Source organism: Cupriavidus sp. 05L310 (assembly GCF_056398185.1).
In genome coordinates, this window is sequence record NZ_JBFTOX010000007.1 from 25,128 (window position 1) to 42,862 (window position 17,735).

General features: G+C 67.1%; 17 protein-coding genes and 1 pseudogene. 11 read left to right on the forward strand and 7 right to left on the reverse strand.

Translation table 11 applies throughout. From position 1 onward, the window contains the following. Positions 1-8 precede the first annotated feature (8 nt). Positions 9-317, forward strand: a complete 309-nt coding sequence (locus AC1DS6_RS06185; RefSeq protein WP_441626904.1) for a putative signal transducing protein — start codon at positions 9-11, stop codon at positions 315-317. Positions 318-411: 94 nt separating this feature from the next. Here the strand turns inward: AC1DS6_RS06185 and AC1DS6_RS06190 are convergent, their stop codons facing one another. Both AC1DS6_RS06190 and AC1DS6_RS06195 read right to left on the reverse strand, forming a co-directional pair. Beyond that, on the reverse strand, positions 412-1,404 hold the full coding sequence (locus AC1DS6_RS06190; protein ID WP_441626906.1) for a CobD/CbiB family protein: 993 nt from the start codon (positions 1,402-1,404) through the stop codon (positions 412-414). Between the two features lie 159 nt (positions 1,405-1,563). After that, on the reverse strand, positions 1,564-2,262 hold the full coding sequence (locus AC1DS6_RS06195; RefSeq protein ID WP_477102273.1) for a pirin family protein: 699 nt from the start codon (positions 2,260-2,262) through the stop codon (positions 1,564-1,566). Between the two features lie 151 nt (positions 2,263-2,413). Between AC1DS6_RS06195 and AC1DS6_RS06200 the strand changes: the two genes are divergently transcribed. Both AC1DS6_RS06200 and gluQRS read left to right on the forward strand, forming a co-directional pair. Then, complete coding sequence (locus AC1DS6_RS06200; RefSeq protein ID WP_035869784.1) at positions 2,414-3,337, forward strand: LysR family transcriptional regulator; 924 nt, start codon at positions 2,414-2,416, stop codon at positions 3,335-3,337. Between the two features lie 12 nt (positions 3,338-3,349). Further along, positions 3,350-4,282 carry a tRNA glutamyl-Q(34) synthetase GluQRS gene (gluQRS, locus tag AC1DS6_RS06205; protein ID WP_477102274.1) on the forward strand — a complete coding sequence of 311 codons (933 nt, stop codon included), beginning with the start codon at positions 3,350-3,352 and terminating at the stop codon, positions 4,280-4,282. 166 nt (positions 4,283-4,448) lie between these two features. Here gluQRS and AC1DS6_RS06210 read toward each other — a convergent pair whose 3' ends face one another. Next, on the reverse strand, positions 4,449-5,942 hold the full coding sequence (locus AC1DS6_RS06210; RefSeq protein ID WP_441626912.1) for a DEAD/DEAH box helicase: 1,494 nt from the start codon (positions 5,940-5,942) through the stop codon (positions 4,449-4,451). Positions 5,943-6,486: 544 nt separating this feature from the next. On the opposite strand from AC1DS6_RS06210, the gene AC1DS6_RS06215 reads away from it, so the two are divergent. The 4 genes and pseudogenes from AC1DS6_RS06215 (at position 6,487) to AC1DS6_RS06230 (ending at position 10,314) form a co-directional block, all read left to right on the forward strand. Further along, positions 6,487-6,981 carry a hypothetical protein gene (locus AC1DS6_RS06215; protein WP_441626914.1) on the forward strand — a complete coding sequence of 165 codons (495 nt, stop codon included), beginning with the start codon at positions 6,487-6,489 and terminating at the stop codon, positions 6,979-6,981. A gap of 64 nt (positions 6,982-7,045) precedes the next feature. Next, complete coding sequence (locus tag AC1DS6_RS06220) at positions 7,046-7,738, forward strand: PspA/IM30 family protein (protein ID WP_477102275.1); 693 nt, start codon at positions 7,046-7,048, stop codon at positions 7,736-7,738. 106 nt (positions 7,739-7,844) lie between these two features. Then, a pseudogene (locus tag AC1DS6_RS06225) lies at positions 7,845-8,381 on the forward strand (OB-fold-containig protein); the annotation flags it as partial. Between the two features lie 166 nt (positions 8,382-8,547). Next, the gene (locus tag AC1DS6_RS06230) at positions 8,548-10,314 is read left to right on the forward strand and encodes a flotillin family protein (RefSeq protein ID WP_477102276.1); all 1,767 of its coding nucleotides are present in this window, start codon (positions 8,548-8,550) and stop codon (positions 10,312-10,314) included. 76 nt (positions 10,315-10,390) lie between these two features. Here AC1DS6_RS06230 and AC1DS6_RS06235 read toward each other — a convergent pair whose 3' ends face one another. Next, positions 10,391-11,368, reverse strand: a complete 978-nt coding sequence (locus AC1DS6_RS06235) for a Bug family tripartite tricarboxylate transporter substrate binding protein (RefSeq protein WP_477102277.1) — start codon at positions 11,366-11,368, stop codon at positions 10,391-10,393. Between the two features lie 107 nt (positions 11,369-11,475). Here AC1DS6_RS06235 and AC1DS6_RS06240 point away from each other — a divergent pair, with 107 nt between their 5' ends. Beyond that, a complete protein-coding gene (locus AC1DS6_RS06240; protein WP_477102278.1) occupies positions 11,476-12,444 on the forward strand; it encodes a LysR family transcriptional regulator in 969 nt (322 codons plus the stop codon). A 94-nt stretch (positions 12,445-12,538) separates the two neighbouring features. On the opposite strand, the gene AC1DS6_RS06245 is transcribed toward AC1DS6_RS06240, so the two are convergent. Then, positions 12,539-13,537 (reverse strand): Bug family tripartite tricarboxylate transporter substrate binding protein, encoded by a 999-nt coding sequence (locus AC1DS6_RS06245; RefSeq protein WP_477102279.1) that lies wholly within the window; start codon positions 13,535-13,537, stop codon positions 12,539-12,541. Between the two features lie 165 nt (positions 13,538-13,702). Further along, positions 13,703-15,331, reverse strand: a complete 1,629-nt coding sequence (locus AC1DS6_RS06250; RefSeq protein WP_441626928.1) for an acyl CoA:acetate/3-ketoacid CoA transferase — start codon at positions 15,329-15,331, stop codon at positions 13,703-13,705. Between the two features lie 161 nt (positions 15,332-15,492). On the opposite strand from AC1DS6_RS06250, the gene AC1DS6_RS06255 reads away from it, so the two are divergent. The 3 genes from AC1DS6_RS06255 (at position 15,493) to AC1DS6_RS06265 (ending at position 17,181) form a co-directional block, all read left to right on the forward strand. Then, positions 15,493-16,287 (forward strand): IclR family transcriptional regulator domain-containing protein, encoded by a 795-nt coding sequence (locus AC1DS6_RS06255; protein ID WP_477102280.1) that lies wholly within the window; start codon positions 15,493-15,495, stop codon positions 16,285-16,287. Between the two features lie 128 nt (positions 16,288-16,415). Further along, positions 16,416-16,565, forward strand: a complete 150-nt coding sequence (locus tag AC1DS6_RS06260; protein ID WP_160172222.1) for a hypothetical protein — start codon at positions 16,416-16,418, stop codon at positions 16,563-16,565. Between the two features lie 70 nt (positions 16,566-16,635). Beyond that, positions 16,636-17,181: a GNAT family N-acetyltransferase gene (locus AC1DS6_RS06265; protein ID WP_441626932.1), complete on the forward strand. Its 546-nt coding sequence runs from the start codon at positions 16,636-16,638 to the stop codon at positions 17,179-17,181. Here AC1DS6_RS06265 and AC1DS6_RS06270 read toward each other — a convergent pair. After that, positions 17,178-17,609: a hypothetical protein gene (locus AC1DS6_RS06270; RefSeq protein ID WP_477102281.1), complete on the reverse strand. Its 432-nt coding sequence runs from the start codon at positions 17,607-17,609 to the stop codon at positions 17,178-17,180. The two genes, AC1DS6_RS06265 and AC1DS6_RS06270, sit on opposite strands and share 4 nt — an antisense overlap. Between the last annotated feature and the right edge of the window lie 126 nt (positions 17,610-17,735).

Consider the following 17,735-nt stretch of genomic DNA (forward strand, 5'->3'; position numbering starts at 1 on the left):
CGATCCCCATGAAACTACTGCTCTCGACCCCTTCCCTAGTCCATGCGGCACACTGCCAGAACTTGCTGGAAGCCGCCGGCATCCGTGCCGAAATGCGCAATACCTGGCTGGCCGGCGCGATGGGCGATATCCCGTTTCGCGAGAGCGCACCGCAGGTCTGGCTGATCGATGACGAAATGGAAACCCAGGCCTGGGCGGTATTGCGCGCGGCGGCCAATCCGGAGCCGGGGCCACGGTGGCAATGCCTGTCATGCGGGGAATGGCACGAAGCGCAGTTCAATTCGTGCTGGCAATGCGGGGCGCCGCGGCAGCCTTAGCGCGCATAAGAGTACATAGGCGCACAAAAGAGCGCACCCAACAAAACGCCCGCGGCAAGCGCGGGCGTTGGCGATAGCGGGATGGCAATCCGGCTCAGCCGACCCAGAGCGCCAGCGACAGCATCGCCAGCAGCAGCATCCACAGCACCACGGCACGCCACACCAGCCCAATCGCCGATTGCAGCGTACGCACGTTCGGCTCCATGCCGAATTCAGGCGCGGCCGGCTCAGGCTCGCTGTCGTCTTCCATGCCGGGCGCATAGTCGATGGCCGGGCCGGCCAGGCTGGTGCGCAGCACCACGGTGGAATCCTCCTCGGCCAGCGGCGCGCCCAGGCGCACGCCAAGCGCGCCGCCGCCACTGGCGAGCAGGATGCCGTTGACGGCATCGTTCCACTTGCGCGCGTGGTTGCGCCAGGCATAGACCGCATCCTCGAAATTACCGACGATGGCAAAACCGACCGCGGTCAGCCGCGAGGGGATCCAGTCCAGCAGGTAGAAGGCCCGCGCGGCAAACCGCCCCAGCGCGGGGCTGCGCTCGGTGGAAGGCAGGTTCCAGTGGCGCGCGAGGTATTCGGCGATGCGGTACAAGATGACACCACCCGGGCCGATCGGCACCAGGAACCAGAAGAACACGCCGAACACATGCCGGTGGACCGCCACGATGGCGGCTTCCAGCGTATGCCGTACGATCTCGGTGACAGGCATTTCAAGGGTTTCGAGACCGGTCCACTGGTGCAGCAGCGCGCGGGCGCGCGGCAGATCGTCGCGATTGAGCGCTTCGTGGATATCGGTGAAGAAGTGGCTGAATTGCCGGAAACCGAGGGTCAGGTAGAGCAGCAGGACGTTCCAGGCGAGCGTGAGCGCCACGCTGATGGAGGCCAGCAGGTAGTGCACCACCATGGCGGTCAGCGTCAGCGGCAGCACCACCGTGAACCAGGCCAGCGCCGTATCGCGCGGGCGCCCGGTGTCGAAGGCGTGCTCCGCCCGCTCGGCCAGCACGCGCACGATGTCGTAGATCGGATTGTTGCGGCCCAGGGCGCGGAACTGCTCGGCGATCAGCGCGAGGAGGACAGATACAAAAGTCATCTCTGGAGTGGATGTCGAAGGCCAGGGCACGCCAGGCGGCACGTGTGCCGGCCCGGTCGCTTATCTATAGCGAGACGATAGCACACGGCAAACCCGCCCAGAGAAAGCGCCGCAGCCCGCCGGCATGGCGGGCGGGCTGCGTGCTCTTCAAGCGGCGCTTCAGGGCAGGTCAAACACCAGCACTTCGGCACCATCGCCATGGGTCAGGGCCACCGCGTCTGCCCCTTCCAGCTGCGCGGCATCGCCCGCCTCCAGTGCCTTGCCGTTGACGGTGACGCGCCCGCGCGCCACATGCACGTAGGCACGCCGCTTTGGCGCCAGGGCCAGCGTGGCGGATTCATCGCCGTCGAACAGGCCGGCATACAGGCGCATGTCCTGGTGGATCACCACCGAGCCCTCGGCGCCGTCCCGGCTGCCGACCAGGCGCAGACGGCCGCGCTTTTCCGCGGGCTCGAAGCGCCTTTCCTCGTAGCCGGGCTCGAGATCGGCCTTCTCCGGCAGGATCCAGATCTGCAGGAAGTGCGTGGTGTCGTCCGCGGCGTGGTTGTACTCCGAGTGGCGCACGCCGGTCCCCGCGCTCATGCGCTGCACATCGCCGGGGCGGATCACGCTGCCGTTGCCCATGCTGTCCTTGTGGGCCAGTTCGCCTTCCAGCACATAACTGATGATTTCCATGTCGCGGTGGCCGTGGGTGCCGAAACCCATGCCCGGTGCGACGCGGTCCTCATTGATGACGCGCAGCGGCCCGAACTGGACGTGCTTGGGATCGTAGTAGTCCGCGAAGGAAAAGGTGTGATAAGACTTGAGCCAGCCATGATCCGCGAAACCGCGTTCGCCCGCCTTTCTGATTTCAATCATTTTGACGGCCCTCCTTCAGGCCTTGTCGGCGCAGCAGCTGGGTTAAAACCTAGCTCTGGCCTTGCACTACGTTGCAATACTAGGCAGTTTAGGGTGGCAGGCGTATATTTGGCGGGACGATCTTAGAAGTATTCATTCAGAATTTCTGAACATGGCACTCTCTCTCGAATCCCTGGAAGTTCTCGATGCCATCGAGCGCAAAGGCAGCTTTGCCGCCGCCGCGCACGAGATGGGCAAAGTGCCTTCGGCGCTTACCTATGTGGTACGCAAGCTGGAGGAGGACCTGGACGTCCTGCTGTTCGACCGCCGCCGCCACCGCGCCGAACTCACCCCCGCCGGACGCGCCCTGCTGGACGAGGGCCGCCACCTGCTGCACGCCGCGGACGACCTGGCCCGCCGCGTCAAGCGGCTGGCCACCGGCTGGGAAGCCACGCTGACCATCGTGGTGGACGACCTGATCAACTTCCGTGCCCTGCTGCCGGTCATCCACGACTTCTACACCGAGAACACCGCCACCCGGCTGCGCTTTGCCAAGGAGGTGCTGGGCGGTGCCTGGGATGCGCTGGTCAGCAGCCGCGCCGACCTGGTGATCGGCGGCGCCTACGATGCGCCGAGCACCCAGGGTTTCCAGGTACGCCCGCTGGGCACCATGCCCTTTGTCTTCGCTGTGGCCGCGCATCATCCGCTGGCGAACGAACCGGGTCCGCTGACCACCCTGCAGATCGCCAAGCATCGCATCGTGGCGGTGGGCGATACCTCGCGCAACCTGCCGGCCCGCACCCATGGCGTGCTCGCCGGACAGGACGTGCTGGTGGTGCCCACCATGCGCGACAAGCTCGAGGCGCAGATCCGCGGGCTGGGCTGCGGCTGGCTGCCGGCGCCGATGGCGCAGCCCTTCATCGAGAGCGGCGTGCTGCTGGCGCGCGAAACCCTCGAAGTGCGCAACCCAGGCAATTTCAAGGTGGCCTGGCGCACCAGCACGCGCGGCAAGGCGCTGCAATGGTGGGCCAACAAGCTGGAAGATCCGCGCCTGGCGCAAGCCCTGCTCCAACAACAGCCGGGCCAGCCCGACTAGCGCGCCGCCGCCATGTCCGTCCACCCGAGCCCGGTGCCCGGCTACCGGGGCCGTTTTGCCCCCTCCCCCACCGGCCCGCTGCATATGGGGTCGCTCGTCACCGCGCTGGCCAGCTGGCTTGACGCCCGCGCCCATCGCGGGAGCTGGCTGGTGCGCGTCGAAGACATCGACTATCCCCGCTGCGTGCGCGGCGCCGACCTGCAGATCCTGCAGGCGCTGGCCCGCCTCAGCCTGCATCCGGACGAGCCGCCGCAGTGGCAGAGCCGGCACGAGGCGCGCTATGCCGAGGCGCTACGCAAGCTGGACGCCGATCATCGGATTTATCCCTGCGGCTGTTCGCGCAAGGAAATCGCGGACTCGCTATTGCATGCGCGCGAACGGCACCAGACCCTGGCCTATCCCGGCACCTGCCGCGATGGCCTGCATGGCAAGCTGCCGCGCGCCTGGCGGGTGCGGGTGCCGGACGGCGATGCCGCGCTGATCTGCTTCGACGATCGCTGGCAAGGCCGACAATGCCAGAACCTGGCGACCGAGCTTGGCGACTTCGTGCTGCGCCGCGCCGACGGCTTGTGGGCCTACCAGCTGGCCGTGGTGGTCGACGATGGCCATCAGGGCATCACGCATATCGTGCGCGGCGCCGACCTGCTCGATTCCACCCCGCGGCAGATCCACCTGCAGCATCTGCTGGGGCTGCCGACACCGTCGTACCTGCACGTGCCGGTGGTGACCAACGCGCTCGGCGAGAAACTCAGCAAGCAAAGCGGCGCGCAGGCCATCGACGAGCTCGATCCGCTGGCGGCGCTGCGCACGGCCGGCGCGCACCTGGGGCTGGCGAGCCACGCGCAATCGGTGGACAGCTGGCTGAGCGATGCCACGGCGGGCTGGGCCGCGCTGCCGCGGAACCTGGCGGCGGGTACCGTGCAGGAATACAAGACTGGCGTTTGACCCTGCCCCTGCGTAAAGGTAAAGGCCAGCTGTATGCCTTCCAGCGCCTTGAATCCGGCGGAGCTTCGCGCAACCGCACACCGTGCAAGCCTGACGTCCAGCCAACAAAAAAGCGCCCTCGGGCGCTTTTTTGTTGGCTGCGGCAAAACGCTTCGCGCCGGCCGGCTCAGGACTTGCGCGGCACGCCGCCAAGCAGCGCCGCCAGTTGCCGCTTGGGCGCCGGACGGCCACGGCCAAAGGCGGCGGCGTTGCTATCCGTCACGTCGGGCTGGGCGGCAATCGCGCTGCTGCTCGGCTCGTAAGGACGCGAGAAGAAAGAGTCGTCGGACGGACGGAACGCGTTGCGCGAGCTGGCCGGATCGTTCCGGCGCGGACGCGGTTCCTCGCTCTCGCCATTGCCGCGCGGGCGGCGCACGTCGCTGCTGCGTGCGCGGCGGCGGTCGCCTTCCTCGGCACGGGCGCTGGCACCGGTGGGATCGAAACCCTCCAGCGGCGTGCGCGGGATGCTGCGCTTGAGCAGCTTCTCGATATCGACCAACAGGCGCTCGTCGCCCGGCACGTAAATCGACAGCGCGTCGCCGCTCGCGCCGGCACGGCCGGTACGGCCGATACGGTGAACGTAGTCTTCAGCGCTGTACGGCAGGTCGAAGTTGATCACGCACGGCATGTCGGGAATATCGAGGCCGCGCGCCGCCACGTCGGTGGCGACCAGGGCATCGATACTGCCTTGCTTGAAGCCATCGAGCGTCTGCATGCGCTCGGTCTGGGTCTTGTCGCCATGGATGGCGGCGGCGTTGATGCCCTCGCGCTCCAGGTGGCGCGCCAGGCGCGAGCAGCCGATCTTGCTGTTGACGAAGACGATGCACTGGCGCGACAGGCCTTCGGCGGCGCGCTTCTTCAGCAGATGCACCACGGCGGCCTGCTTGTGGCCGTCTTCGACCTGGAACACGGTCTGGCGCACGTTCTCGTTGGCCGAGTTGCTGCGCGCCACTTCGATGGTGACCGGCTCGCGCAGGTAGCTGGCGGCCAGCCGCTTGATTTCGTTCGAGAAGGTGGCCGAGAACAGCAGCGTCTGGCGCTGTGCCGGCAGCAGGTTGATGATGCGCTGCAGGTCGGGCAGGAAGCCCATGTCGAGCATGCGGTCGGCCTCGTCCAGCACCAGCATCTGCACTTGCGACAGGTTCACCGATTTCTGCTGCACGTGATCGAGCAGCCGGCCCGGGGTGGCCACCAGGATTTCCACGCCGCGGCGCAAGGCATCGGTTTGCGGGTTCATGTCGACCCCGCCGAACACCACCGTGCTGCGCAGATCGGTGAAGCGCGCGTAGCGGGCCACGTTGTCGTAGACCTGGTCGGCCAGTTCGCGCGTGGGGGTCAGCATCAGGGCACGCACCGGGTGGCGCGCCGGCGAGGCGCTGGCATTGGCCATCGGCAGCAGCCGCTGGATGATCGGCAGCGCGAAGCCGGCGGTCTTGCCGGTGCCGGTTTGCGCCGCGCCCATCACGTCCTTGCCGAGCAAGACCACGGGGATCGCCTGCTCCTGGATGGGCGTGGGCTTGGTGTAGCCCTGCTCGGACAATGCGCGCTGGATGCGGGCGTCCAGGCCGAAGCTGTCGAAGGTGATCTCGGGGGTGGTCTGGTCGGTGGTCGTAGTCGTCATGGTTTCCGTGTCTTGCAGGAGGCGAACCCGGCGCCAACGGACACGCGTCTTGAACCGAGCGGGGGAGATCTGCGCATGGATTTAAGGCCCGGCCGCATGGTGCGCGCCCTGCTGGCGCGACCGCCGCGAACCGTCGTCTGTCCTTGCCTCTGCAGGGCGATTCCGCCGCGAGATCAATAGCTCATGTAAATCAAAGACTTAGATTGTAGCATTTGCAGCCCTGATAAGGGTAGTGCGAGTGTGGCGGCTACGCCAGTTTCGGCCGGGCGGATTTCAATTTCGTGTCACGCGGGCACGGCACCATGGCTATGCGGGGGGGGGGGCAAACCCGGCCTTTGCAAGGCTGGTTTGCCCAAGAGTCGCACCGGGCCTGGCTTTGCGGCGTGGCGGCGAGCGATTCGCCGCCGCTCGCGCTTGAGGTCCTGCCTGCCGCCGCCGCTCGCCACGCTGGACCGGTGAAATGTCATTTTTTGTTTACAAACGTATACAAAGAGTGGCGAGTGACCTATGCTTGGTTCCAGTGATCCGAACCAGGCAGAACCAGATGCAAACCGTCTCCGTCCGCATTCCCGAAGAAGACCTCGCCTGGCTGGCCGGCATCGAGTTGCCGGGCGCCAGCAGTCCCAGCGACAAGATCCGTGCCCTGCTGGCCGACGCGCGCCGGCGCGCGGACGGCTCGTCCGACTACATCGGCTGCGTCGCGCTCCTGCGCGAACAGCTGCGTCCCCTGCTCGACGCCACCCAAACCCTGGAGCATGAGCACCAGCAGCACTCGGAAATCGTCCCGATGCTGGCCATGCAATTGCCCGAACTGATGGCCAGCCTGATCGCGGGCGTGCCGTCCGGCGACCGGGCACCGGCGCAGGCAAGGGAGCTGGAGGCTCGCCTCACTGCCCGCGCCATGCGCATGCTGCTCGGCCTGTTGCGCCTCGCGGTGACCCAGCGCACCCCGGCCTATGATCCCGCCGTACTGGACGCTTACGTACCGGAAGTGTTAGAACTGGCAAAACTGATACATAGCGCACGGCAGCCTGACTGAACGCGTTTCTTGTTGCGCCGCCTTTGCTGCGCGGCGTCTTAACGTTGCACCGAGGAATCACATCATGACGACAGAAGGCCTGGGTAACCGCGTGAAACGACTGCTGACCGCCAATGTGCACGCGTTGGTCAGCTCGCTGGAAAGCCGTACGCCGCAAGCTGTGCTGGAGCAGTACCTGCGCGAGTTCGACGAGGTGATCGCGCAGGCGCGGGTCGGGCTCGGCCAGCACGAGGCGGCCAAGCACCAGGCCGCCAAGGCCATCGCGCGGCTCAACAACGAGATCGAGCGGCTCGACGAGCAGGTGACGATTGCGCTCAACCACGGCGACGACGACGCGGCGCGCGCGGGGACCGAGCGCCAGATCGACCTGGAGGACCAGCTCGGCACGCTCAACGCCAGTTTGCAGGAAGCGGTGGAAAAGTCCGTGGCGACCGAGACCGACCTGCTGGGCCTGCGCGCCAAGCGCGCCGAGATGGAACAGGCGCTGGCCGGGATGGTGGCCGCGCGCGCCGTGGCCGAACGCGCTGGCGGCAGCGGCAGCGCGCCTGCCGGGGCCGGCGCGGGTGTCCGCGCCGAGCAGCTCGAACAAGGTTTCAACCGCGCCATGACCGCCGCCACGGGCGTCGCCGGCCTCGGCGTCGGCAGTTCAGGCGCCGACGCCTCCCTGCTGAAGCGGCTGGAAACGCTGCACAAGGAACAGCGCATCAACGAACGGCTTGAGCGCCTGAAGGCCGGGCGCGACGGTACCCGCTCCTGAGCACCGGACAACAAACGCCGATCCCGACCGATTCAGCACAAAAAGAACCCAAATGAATCAGCTGTTATTGCCGGGCAATGCCCCGTTCGTGGTGGCGATTGGCCTGATGGTATTGATCGGCGTGCTGGAGGCGCTGGCCCTGCTGCTGGGCCTCGGCCTGTCGCAGCAGGCCGACAGCTTCCTCGTCACGCATTTCGCCATCGACCACAGCGACGCCAGCGACGCCAGCGACGCCAGCGCGGCCGATGCGGGCGCGATCGGCCAGTTCCTCGGCTGGCTGCATGTGGGACGCGTGCCGCTGCTGATGCTGGTGGTCCTGTTCCTGATGGGCTTCGCCATCGTCGGCCTGGTCCTGCAATGGGTGCTGGCCGCGGCGGCCGGCCACCTGCTGCCGGTGCCGGTGGCGGTCGTGCTGGCCACGCTGGGCGCCCTGCCCTTCGTCCGCATGACCGGTGGCCTGGTGGGGCAGTACTTCCCGCAGGACGAGTCGTCCGCCGTTTCCGAGCTCGACTTCGTCGGGCGTGTGGCGCAGGTCACCGTCGGCGAGGCTTCCAGCGGCAATCCGGCGGAAGCGCGCCTGGTGGACGAGTATGGCCAGCCGCATTACATCCGGGTCGAACCGGATGTGCCGGGCCAGCGCTTTCCACGCGGTGAAACCGTACTGATCGTCGCGCGCGCATCGGGCACCTTGTATCGCGCCATGTCAACCCGCGGCCCGACCTGCTGTAGCGGCACCGCGGGTGCGGCCAGCCAGCCGTCTTTGTCTTTCCACGGTCTCTTCCAAGTTTTCAAGGAGCGTCTGAATCAATATGGATTCCATCATCTTCTGGGGTGTCGTCGGCCTGGCCGGCGTAATCGGCCTGTGCATCATCGGCCTGATCTTCTCGCGCCTGTACACGCGCGCCTCCGCCGAACGCGCCTTCGTGCGTACCGGCCTGGGCGGGCAAAAGGTGATCATGAGCGGCGGCGCCATCGTGCTGCCGGTGTTCCATGAAATCATCCCGATCAATATGAACACCCTCAAGCTGGAGGTCAGCCGCGCCTCGCGCGACAGCCTGATCACCAAGGACCGCATGCGGGTCGACGTGGTGGTGGCCTTCTTTGTGCGCGTCAAACCCACCGTGGAGGGCGTCTCCACCGCCGCCCAGACGCTGGGCCAGCGTACGCTGGCGCCGGAGAGCCTGCGCGCGCTGGTGGACGACAAGTTCGTTGATGCGCTGCGCTCCACCGCGGCGCAGATGAGCATGCAGGACCTGCAGGACGCGCGCGAGCAGTTCGTGCAGGGGGTGCAGAACACCGTCGCCGAAGACCTGACCAAGAACGGACTGGAGCTGGAGAGCGTGTCGCTGACCAACTTCAACCAGACCTCGAAGGAGTTCTTCGACCCCAACAACGCTTTCGACGCGGAGGGCCTGACCAAGCTCACGCAGGAAACCGAGCGCCGCCGCAAGGAGCGCAACGAAGTCGAGCAGGACACCGAAGTCTCGGTGCGCGAGAAGAACCGCGATGCGCTGGCCAAAAAGCTGGAGATCGAGCAGCAGGAATCGTTCATGAAGCTCGAACAGGAACAGCAGGTGAAAACCCGCACCGCCGAGCAGAACGCGCGCATCGCCTCCTACGAAGCGGAGCGCCGCCAGGAAGCCGAGCAAAGCCGCATCACCGCCGAGCGCCAGGTGCAGGAGTCCGAGATCCAGCGCGAGCAGGCCGTGCGCACGCGCAAGGTTGAGGCCGAGCGCGATGTGCGGGTCAAGGAGATCGAACAGCAGCGCGTTACCCAGATGGCGGCCATCGAGCAGGCCAAGGTGACGGAGATCGCCGAGCAGGAAAAGGCCATCGTGATCGCCGCCAAATCGGAAGCGCAATCGCAGGCGCAGGGCCGCGCCAACGAGGCGCTGGCTGAAGCGGTCAAGGCCGAGCAGATGGTGGAGACCACGCGGCGTACCGCCGAAGCCGACCGGGCCAAGCAGGTGGCCCTGATCGAAGCCGCGCAGGAGGCCGAAACCCAGGCCGTGCACGTCACCACGCAGGCGCGCGCCGAGCGCGAGGCGGCGCAGATGCAGGCCACCGCCATCGTCGAACTGGCCGAGGCGGCGCGCAAGAAGGGGCTGGCCGAAGCCGAGGCACAGCGCGCGCTCAACGACGCCATCAACGCGCTGTCGTCGGACCAGACCAGCCTGAAGTTCAAGCTGGCGCTGCTGCAGGCGCTGCCGGGCGTGATCCAGCAGACCGTGGAGCCGATGAAGGCGATCGACGGCATCAAGATCATCCAAGTCGACGGCCTCAACCGCGGCGGCGCCGTGGCGGGCACCGGCGACGCAGGCAATGGGAATGGAAATGGCAACGGCAATCTCGCCGAGCAGGCGATGTCCGCCGCGCTGTCCTACCGTGCGCATGCGCCGCTGATCGATTCGCTGCTGAAGGAGGTGGGCCTGACCGGCGGCTCGCTGCAGGGACTGGTCCCCGGCCTCGCGGCAGCCGCGGCGCACCACGAGGATGCACAGGTATTGCCGCTGACGCACGCCAGCCACGCCGCCGGCGGGCCAAGGATCGAACCGGGCAACGCCGCCAGCAACTGACGGCTGGCCGGCTACGCCGCTGAAAACGGGCCGCATGCATTGACCGCATGCGGCCCGCTTTTTTTTGCCTTCTTGCTCAGTCCAGCTTCGCGCCCGACTCCGCCACCAGCGTCTTCCACACCGGCCACTCGCGCGCAAAGATGGCCTGCGACTGGGCAGGCGTGCTGCCCACCGGACGCAATCCAAGCGCGGAGAAGCGCGCCTGCATGTCCGGCGTCTGGATCAGCGCCCGCACCTCTTCATCCAGTCGCGCCACCACCGGCGCGGGCGTGCCGACCGGCGCCAGCAAGCCGATCCAGCCCAGCACCTTGAAGGCGTTGTCGTCCATGCCGGCTTCCGCGAAGGTCGGCAGGTCCGGCAGCACCTGGCTGCGCTGCGTACCGGTCACCGCGATCGCCTTGAGCTTGCCGCTCTGGATGTAAGGCTTGGCCGACAGCACGCTGGCCACGGCCCACTGCACCTGGCCACCCAGCAAGTCCTGCAGCATGGGCGCTTCGCCCTTGTACGGCACGTGCACCATCTCCCCGTGCGTGACCTTGCTGAAGTAGGCGCCAGCCAGGTGCGGATAGGAGCCCACGCCCCAGGACGCGTAGCTGACCTTGCCCTTGTGGGCGCGGCCGTAATCAGCCAGTTCCTTGACCGACCTGACCGGCAGCGACGGTGTGGTGACCAGCACCAGCGGCGCATCGGCGATCACATTGACCAGGGTCAGGTCCTTGCGCGGGTCGTAGGGCAGCCTGTTGTAGAGGAACTGGTTGGTCAGCACCGATTGCGTGATCGTGACCAGGAGCGTGTAGCCGTCCGGCGCCGCCTTGGCCACCGCATCGGTGCCGATGATGCCGGAGGCACCGGCCTTGTTATCCACAATGATGGGCTGGCCGAGCTTCTTGCTCAGTTTTTCGCCTAACGCACGCGCCACGATGTCGCTGCCGCCGCCGGCCGCGTACGGCACCACCACGCGCAGCGGCTTGACCGGATAGGCGTCCGCCATCGCATGGGAGGTCATGAGGGACGTGCCGCCAAGGGCCAGCGCGAGAAAAGCGCGTCGAATCATCTGTGTCTCCTGAAATCTTCTTTTAATGGTGAGGGACATGCTTACCGACTTGAGAAAATACGTCCAATGCAATATTTTTCAGTTTTCCATGCATTAAAAGCAAAATCATGGGCCTGCGCCGCCTGCATCATTTCGTCACGCTGATCGAACAAGGCAGCTTTGCGCGTGCCGCCACCGTGCTGCACCTGTCGCAACCGGCGCTGTCGCGCAGCATCCAGGGCCTGGAAGCGGAGTTCGGCAGCCAGTTGCTGGACCGCAGCTACGGCAAGGCGCGGCCCACGGCTTCCGGCAGCATCGTGCTGGAGCGCGCGCGCCGCATGCTGCGCGAGGGCCGGGAACTGCGGCGGGATCTCGATCTGCTGCGCGATGTGGAGATGGGTGAAGTTAGCGTGGGATTCGGGCCGTTTGCCGCGGCCTTCCTGATGGAGCCGGTGCTGACGGCGCTGCTGGCACGCTATCCAAAGCTGCGCATCGATATCGAGATCGCGGACACGCCCTCGATGGCGCAGAAGCTCAAAGCCGAGCAACTGGACTTCTTCGTCGGTGAAAGCCAGAGCCTGAAAGAGCAGCCCCAGTTGCGCATCGAGCGGCTGCGCGCGCTCGAAACCAGCTTCTTTGTGCGCAGGGACCATGCGCTGGCAGCGCGCGGCGCGATCGCGCTGACCGAGCTGCTGGCGTTTCCCGTGGCGGGGCCACGCATCCCGGCGCGGGTGGCGGAGTTCTTCCGCGGCCGCATCCACGCCGAAGCCGGCGAAGACGCGCGCGAACTGCTCACCGTGACCTGCGACGACATGCACACGCTGCGCACGCTGATCCTCAACACCGATGCGGTCGGCCTGGTACCGCGGGCCATGATGAGCGCCGAGGAGGCAAGCGGCACGCTGGTGCCGCTGCAGGTGACGCCCGCCATCGATCTCAAGGCCGCCTATGGCCTGGTCTCGCTGGCCGGGCGTTCGCTCTCGCCAGCGGCGCAGGCGCTGGTTGCGCTCGTGCACCAGATACTGCCCGGCCATCCGGCCCTGGATGACGAGCCGCGCGCGGACAAACCCGTGCCGTCCCGGCCTTCGGCGCAGTGAAAAGAAAAAGGCCGGACAACCCCCGCGTGCCCGGCCTTTCCTTCCCTACCGACCCGATCCGGCCGGCGGCTGCAGGAGACTAACCTCAGTCGCCTCAGTCACCCTTGATGCCGTTGTCCTGGATCACCTTGCCCCACTTCTTGTAGTCGTTACGCATGCGCGCCGCCAGTTGCTCGGGCGGCTGGTAGGCCGCGACCGTGCCCGCGCCCAGCAGCTTTTCCTGCACCACCGGATCAGCCAGCGCGGCCTTCAGTTCGGCCGACAGCCTGGCAATCACATCCTTGGGCGTGCCGGCCGGGGCCAGCAGGCCGCCCCAGGCGGTTGCCTCGAAGCCGGGGAAGCCCTGCTCCGCCACCGTCTTCACATCGGGCGTGAAGCTAACGCGCCTGGCCGAGCCCACGGCGATGGGCCGCAGCTTGCCGGCCTTGATGTGCGGCAGCGCCGCGATCATGTCGGAGAACATCATCGGCACCTGGCCCGCCAGCAGATCGGAGATCGCCGGCGCGCTGCCTTTGTACGGCACGTGCTGCACGTCGAAATGCCCGGTGCTCTTGAGCAGTTCGGTGGACAGGTGGCCAAAGCTGCCATTGCCGGCGCTGGTGTAGTTGAGCGCGCCGGGCTTGGCCTTGGCGCGGGCGATGTATTGCTGCAGGTCGGTCACTTCGGGCATGGCCTGCGGGTTGACCACCATGACGATGGGCAGGTCGTAGGCGGAACCGATCGGCGTGAAATCCTTGAAGATGTCGTAGCCCTTGCGGCTGATCAGGTGCGGAGCCAGCAGCGTGGGCGTGGCCAGCACCATCAGCGTGTAGCCATCCGGCGCGCTCTTGGCGACGGCTTCCGCGCCGATCGTGCCGGAAGCGCCCGGGCGGTTGTCCACCAGCACCGTCTGCTTGAGCGATTCGCCCATCTTCTGGCCGATGATGCGCGCGGCGGTATCGGTCGGGCCGCCCGGCGGGAACGGCACCACCAGGCGGATCGGTTTGGACGGATAGGCTTGCGCGAAGGCCTGCGGCGCGCACAGCGGCAGCGAAACGCCCAGGATGGCCGCGCCCAGGCGGCGCGAGAAAATACGACGGCTTGTCTTCTGCATGATGTGTATGAAACGTAATCCAGCAATGACGCGTGCCGGCTTCACAGCCTGCGCGCGCGTCGGCGATCCGGCAAAACCAACGGGAAAGACAGGACAAAGCTTCGATGGCCTCCTCCATGACCGGTCATGGCCGGCCGTTAGTTATCGGGCAGCTACCCAGCGGCCTCAGAGCCTCAGCGGACCGGCGCGGAACAGCCGCGCATCCATGGTGCGCAGGTCGGGCGCCACGGCGACCGCGGTGGCGCACTGGTCCAGCACATCGCGCTGCAGGTCGATGCCCGGCGCGATCTCGATCAGGGTCAGGTGCTCCGCGCCGATGGCGTCGGGGCGCATCTCAAAGACAGCGCGCTCGGTGATGTAGAGCACGGGGATGCCGAGCGAGGCCACATAAGGGCCGTTGAAGCTCAGGTGCGAGACCTGCGGCACGATCTTCTTCACGCGGCCTTCGCGCACGATGCGCAAGGCGCCGTCTTCGGCGCGGACTTCCAGGCCGCCGGCGGTGAGCGTGCCGACGAAGACCACTGCCTTGGCGCTCTGCGTGATGTTGATAAAGCCGCCGACCCCGGCGATCAGAGCTTCGCTGCCTTCGCCGAACTTGCTGACGTTGACGTTGCCATGCCCGTCCAGCTCGGCCAGCCCGAGGATGGCCAGGTCGATGCCGCCGCCCTCGTAGAAATCAAACTGCGCAGGCTGGTCGACCACCGCCTCCGGATAGGCAGAGGCGCCGAAACTGAGGCCGTCCGCCGGCGTGCCGCCGATCGGGCCGGCTTCCACCGTGAGCGTGAAGCCGTCGACGCCGGCCTCCACCGCCAGCATGCCGACCGCTGCCGGCATGCCGACGCCGAGGTTGACCACGCGCGGCTGCCGGCGCGCCAGTTCCAGCACCGCGCGCCGCTGCACGATGGTGCGGGCGTCGAGCACGGTTGGCGCCGCCGGCGCGGGCGCGCTGGCGGCGCTTGCCGCCTCGCCTTGCCACGGTGTGACGTAAGCCGGATTGAACGACTCCGCGAACGTCATCTGGTGATGCGCCGGCTCCTCACTCACCACCACGTAATCGACCAGGATGCCGGGCACATGAATGGCCTGCAGGTTGTCGTGGTGATCCACCAGCGATTCCACCTGCGCGATCACGATGCCGCCGGAGTTGTGGGCGGCCTGCGCCAGCGCCAGCAGTTCGTGGTGGAAGGCCTCGCGGTGCGTGCTCAGGTTGCCGCGGGTGTCGGCGGCGGTGCAGCGGATCAGCGCGCAGTGGATCGGGAAGCTCGGATAGAACAGGTATTCGTCGCCGCGGAAATCGATCGCCTCGACCCAGTTCGCGCGTCCTTCGGCAATCGCCTGCTGTGCGCTGCGGTTGACGGCGCCGCCATGGTAGCGGCTGTCCCGCGCCGTACGCGGATCGACGAAGGTGTGCAGGCCGATCTTGGTCATCACGCCGGGCTTGCCGCCGGCGATGGCGCGGTACAGGTGCGTCAGCACGCCCTGCGGCAGGTTGTAGCCTTCGCACTCCTCGGCCATCGCAAGCGCCGCCAGCCGCGTGGCGGAGCGCCAGTGGCCGCCGACGATGCGGCCGGTCATGCCGGCATTGCCGAAGTGGTTCACCCCGCGCGCGCCGCGATCGCCCTGCCCCGCCGAATACACCAGCGTCAGGTCGCGCGGCAAGCCGGCTTCCAGGAAACGCCGCTCCAGCGCGTCCGTCACCGCTTCGGCATGGCCGGCGCCCACGAAGCCGGCACTGGCCACGGTCCACTGGGATTGCACGAGCGCAGCAGCCTGCTGCGCGCTGATCACCTTCATGGCTGTCTCCATCGTGTTCTTCTTGCCGGTCGTCTCTCGTTGTGAGTCGGGCCGCGTTTTGCGAACATTTGTTCGCAAAACGCATATCATACGGAGTCATGCCGGCTTCGCGCAAGTGCGCTTAGCGCACTAAAATCCCGCTATTTCGCTCTCGCCATTCCATGATCAGCCCCGACAACCCCCACGCAAGCCCGCAAAAAAAGGAAGAGCTGCTCGATTCGCTGACCAACGGCCTGGCGCTGCTCCGGCTGTTCGCCTCCTGCACGGGCAGCCTCACCATGCAGGAAGTGGCGGAGCAACTCGACGTCACCCGGGCAGCCGCGCGGCGCCTGTTGCTGACGCTGCAGCACAACGGATACGTGGCGCAGGACGGCCGCGAATTTTCCATCACGCCGCGCGTGATGGACCTGGGCTTTGCCTACTTTGCCTCGATGGACCTGCCGCGGCTGGCCGGGCCCTACCTGAAGGCGCTCGCGGTGGAAGCCGGGGAGACGTGTTCGCTGGGCGTGCTCGACGGCGAATCGGTGACGCTGGTGGCCCGCGAGGAGCCGCAGCAGATGCTGCGCGTCGACATGGGAGTTGGCCGCCGCATGCCGGCATACGCGCACTCGCTCGGCCGCGTGCTGCTGGCGGGGCTGGACGACGCGGCGCTCGATGTCTATCTCGCGACGGCGCAATTGCGCAAGCTCACGCCGTTCACGGTCAGTTCGCGCACGGCGCTGGCGCGCACGCTCAGGCAGGTACGCAGCGATGGCTACTGCACGCTGGTCAGCGAACTGGTGGACGGCTACGCGGGCATCTCGGTGCCGCTGCGCGCGGCCTCCGGCAAAGTGGTGGCCGGGCTGGGCTTCAGCATGGTGCTGGGCAGCCGCGACGCGGCGCACCTGCTACGCCACCACCTGCCGCCCCTCAGGCGCGCCGCGGAGGAAATCGAAGCACTGCTGCGCACGCGCTGAATAGCGCCGGCGGGCCGCCGGACTGGCGCGTAAGCCACATTGACCACGCTTTGCCCGACCCTGAGGCGAGACAGGCGCGCACGGCCTAGAATGGAAAGCGGGCCAGTTCATTGCCACAGGAGCGCGCCATGATTGCCTCGATCGTGCTGACTTTAGCCGTCCTGCTGCTCTATGTGTTTGCCGTAAGGGCAGTTTTCTTCCGCAAGTCGGTGGTCTACCCCACGCACACCCACCCCCTCCAGTACTGGTGGCACCGGCTCACGCACCGCCGGGGCTGACCGCCGCGAAGCCATTGCCTGCCGCCGGCCCGCCGGGCCGGCACGGACCGTGTTTGACCGTACCACCCGCATGACTATCAGATCGATCGACTGGGCGCGCGACGGCGCCGGCATCCTGAATCTCGACACCAGCTACCGGACCGATCGCATCTACGCGGTAAGAAGCGGCCCGCTCGGCATCTGGCTGGTGGAACAAATCCTGGGGCAGCCCGTACTCAACCACTATGACGCGTCGGGCTTCGAGCAGGATTGCGCGCGGGCGGATCACGCGCTCGTCTTCGAAAGCGCCAACGGCGCCATCTGCGGCTTTGCCACCGTCAGGCTCGAGCGATGGAACCGGTCGGCCATGCTGAGCGCGATCTTCGTCGCCCCGTCATTCCGCGGTACCGGCATCGGCCGCGTGCTGCTCGGGGAAATCAACCGCCTGCTGCAAGCTACGCCAGCCCGCTGCCTGCGCGCGGAAACGCAGAATACGAACTATCCCGCCATCGGCTTTTACCGCGCGCTGGGATTCTCGCTGTGCGGGCTGGACTGGGATCTGTACGACCCTGACACCGCAGGCACGGAGACGGCGCTGATCTTCACCCGGCCCGTGGTGCGGAAGAACGCTGGCTAGGCACCGTGCCGCGGCGCATGGCGAAAGCCGATCCAGGCATGCAAGACACCAGCATGCGCGAACGAAGCGATGCCGAATGCGAGGGCAATACCTATGCTCCACAGCGCGGCCTCGATCCCGGGCGCGGAGGCATCGGCCGTGGCCACCACCGGCGCCACCATTTCCGGCAGCGCGCCCGTGCTCCAGCCCAGGATCAGGAACATGGCGCAGCCGGCCGACATGCCCGAAGACAAGTACCGCACGGCCAGCATCCCGCGCCGCGCGAAGGCGGCCCGCCGATGCAGCTGGTTGATCCGCAGGATCGCCACGGCATTGGCGAGCGCCACGATGACCATCAGCGACGGCCAGAAGACCGGATGATCGCTGCGGGCGTCGCGCATCAGCAGGACGCCGATGGTGAGGAACGTCGGCGCGACCAGGGTCGCCATGCAGCAGGACAAGGCTTGCCACGCCCACCACGGCCTGCGCCAGAGCAGGCCGGGCGATAGCTCGCGGCCGGCGGCAGCGCTACGCGCGAGTCGCTCCATCCCTGTATCCCCGCCCATATCGAGGCC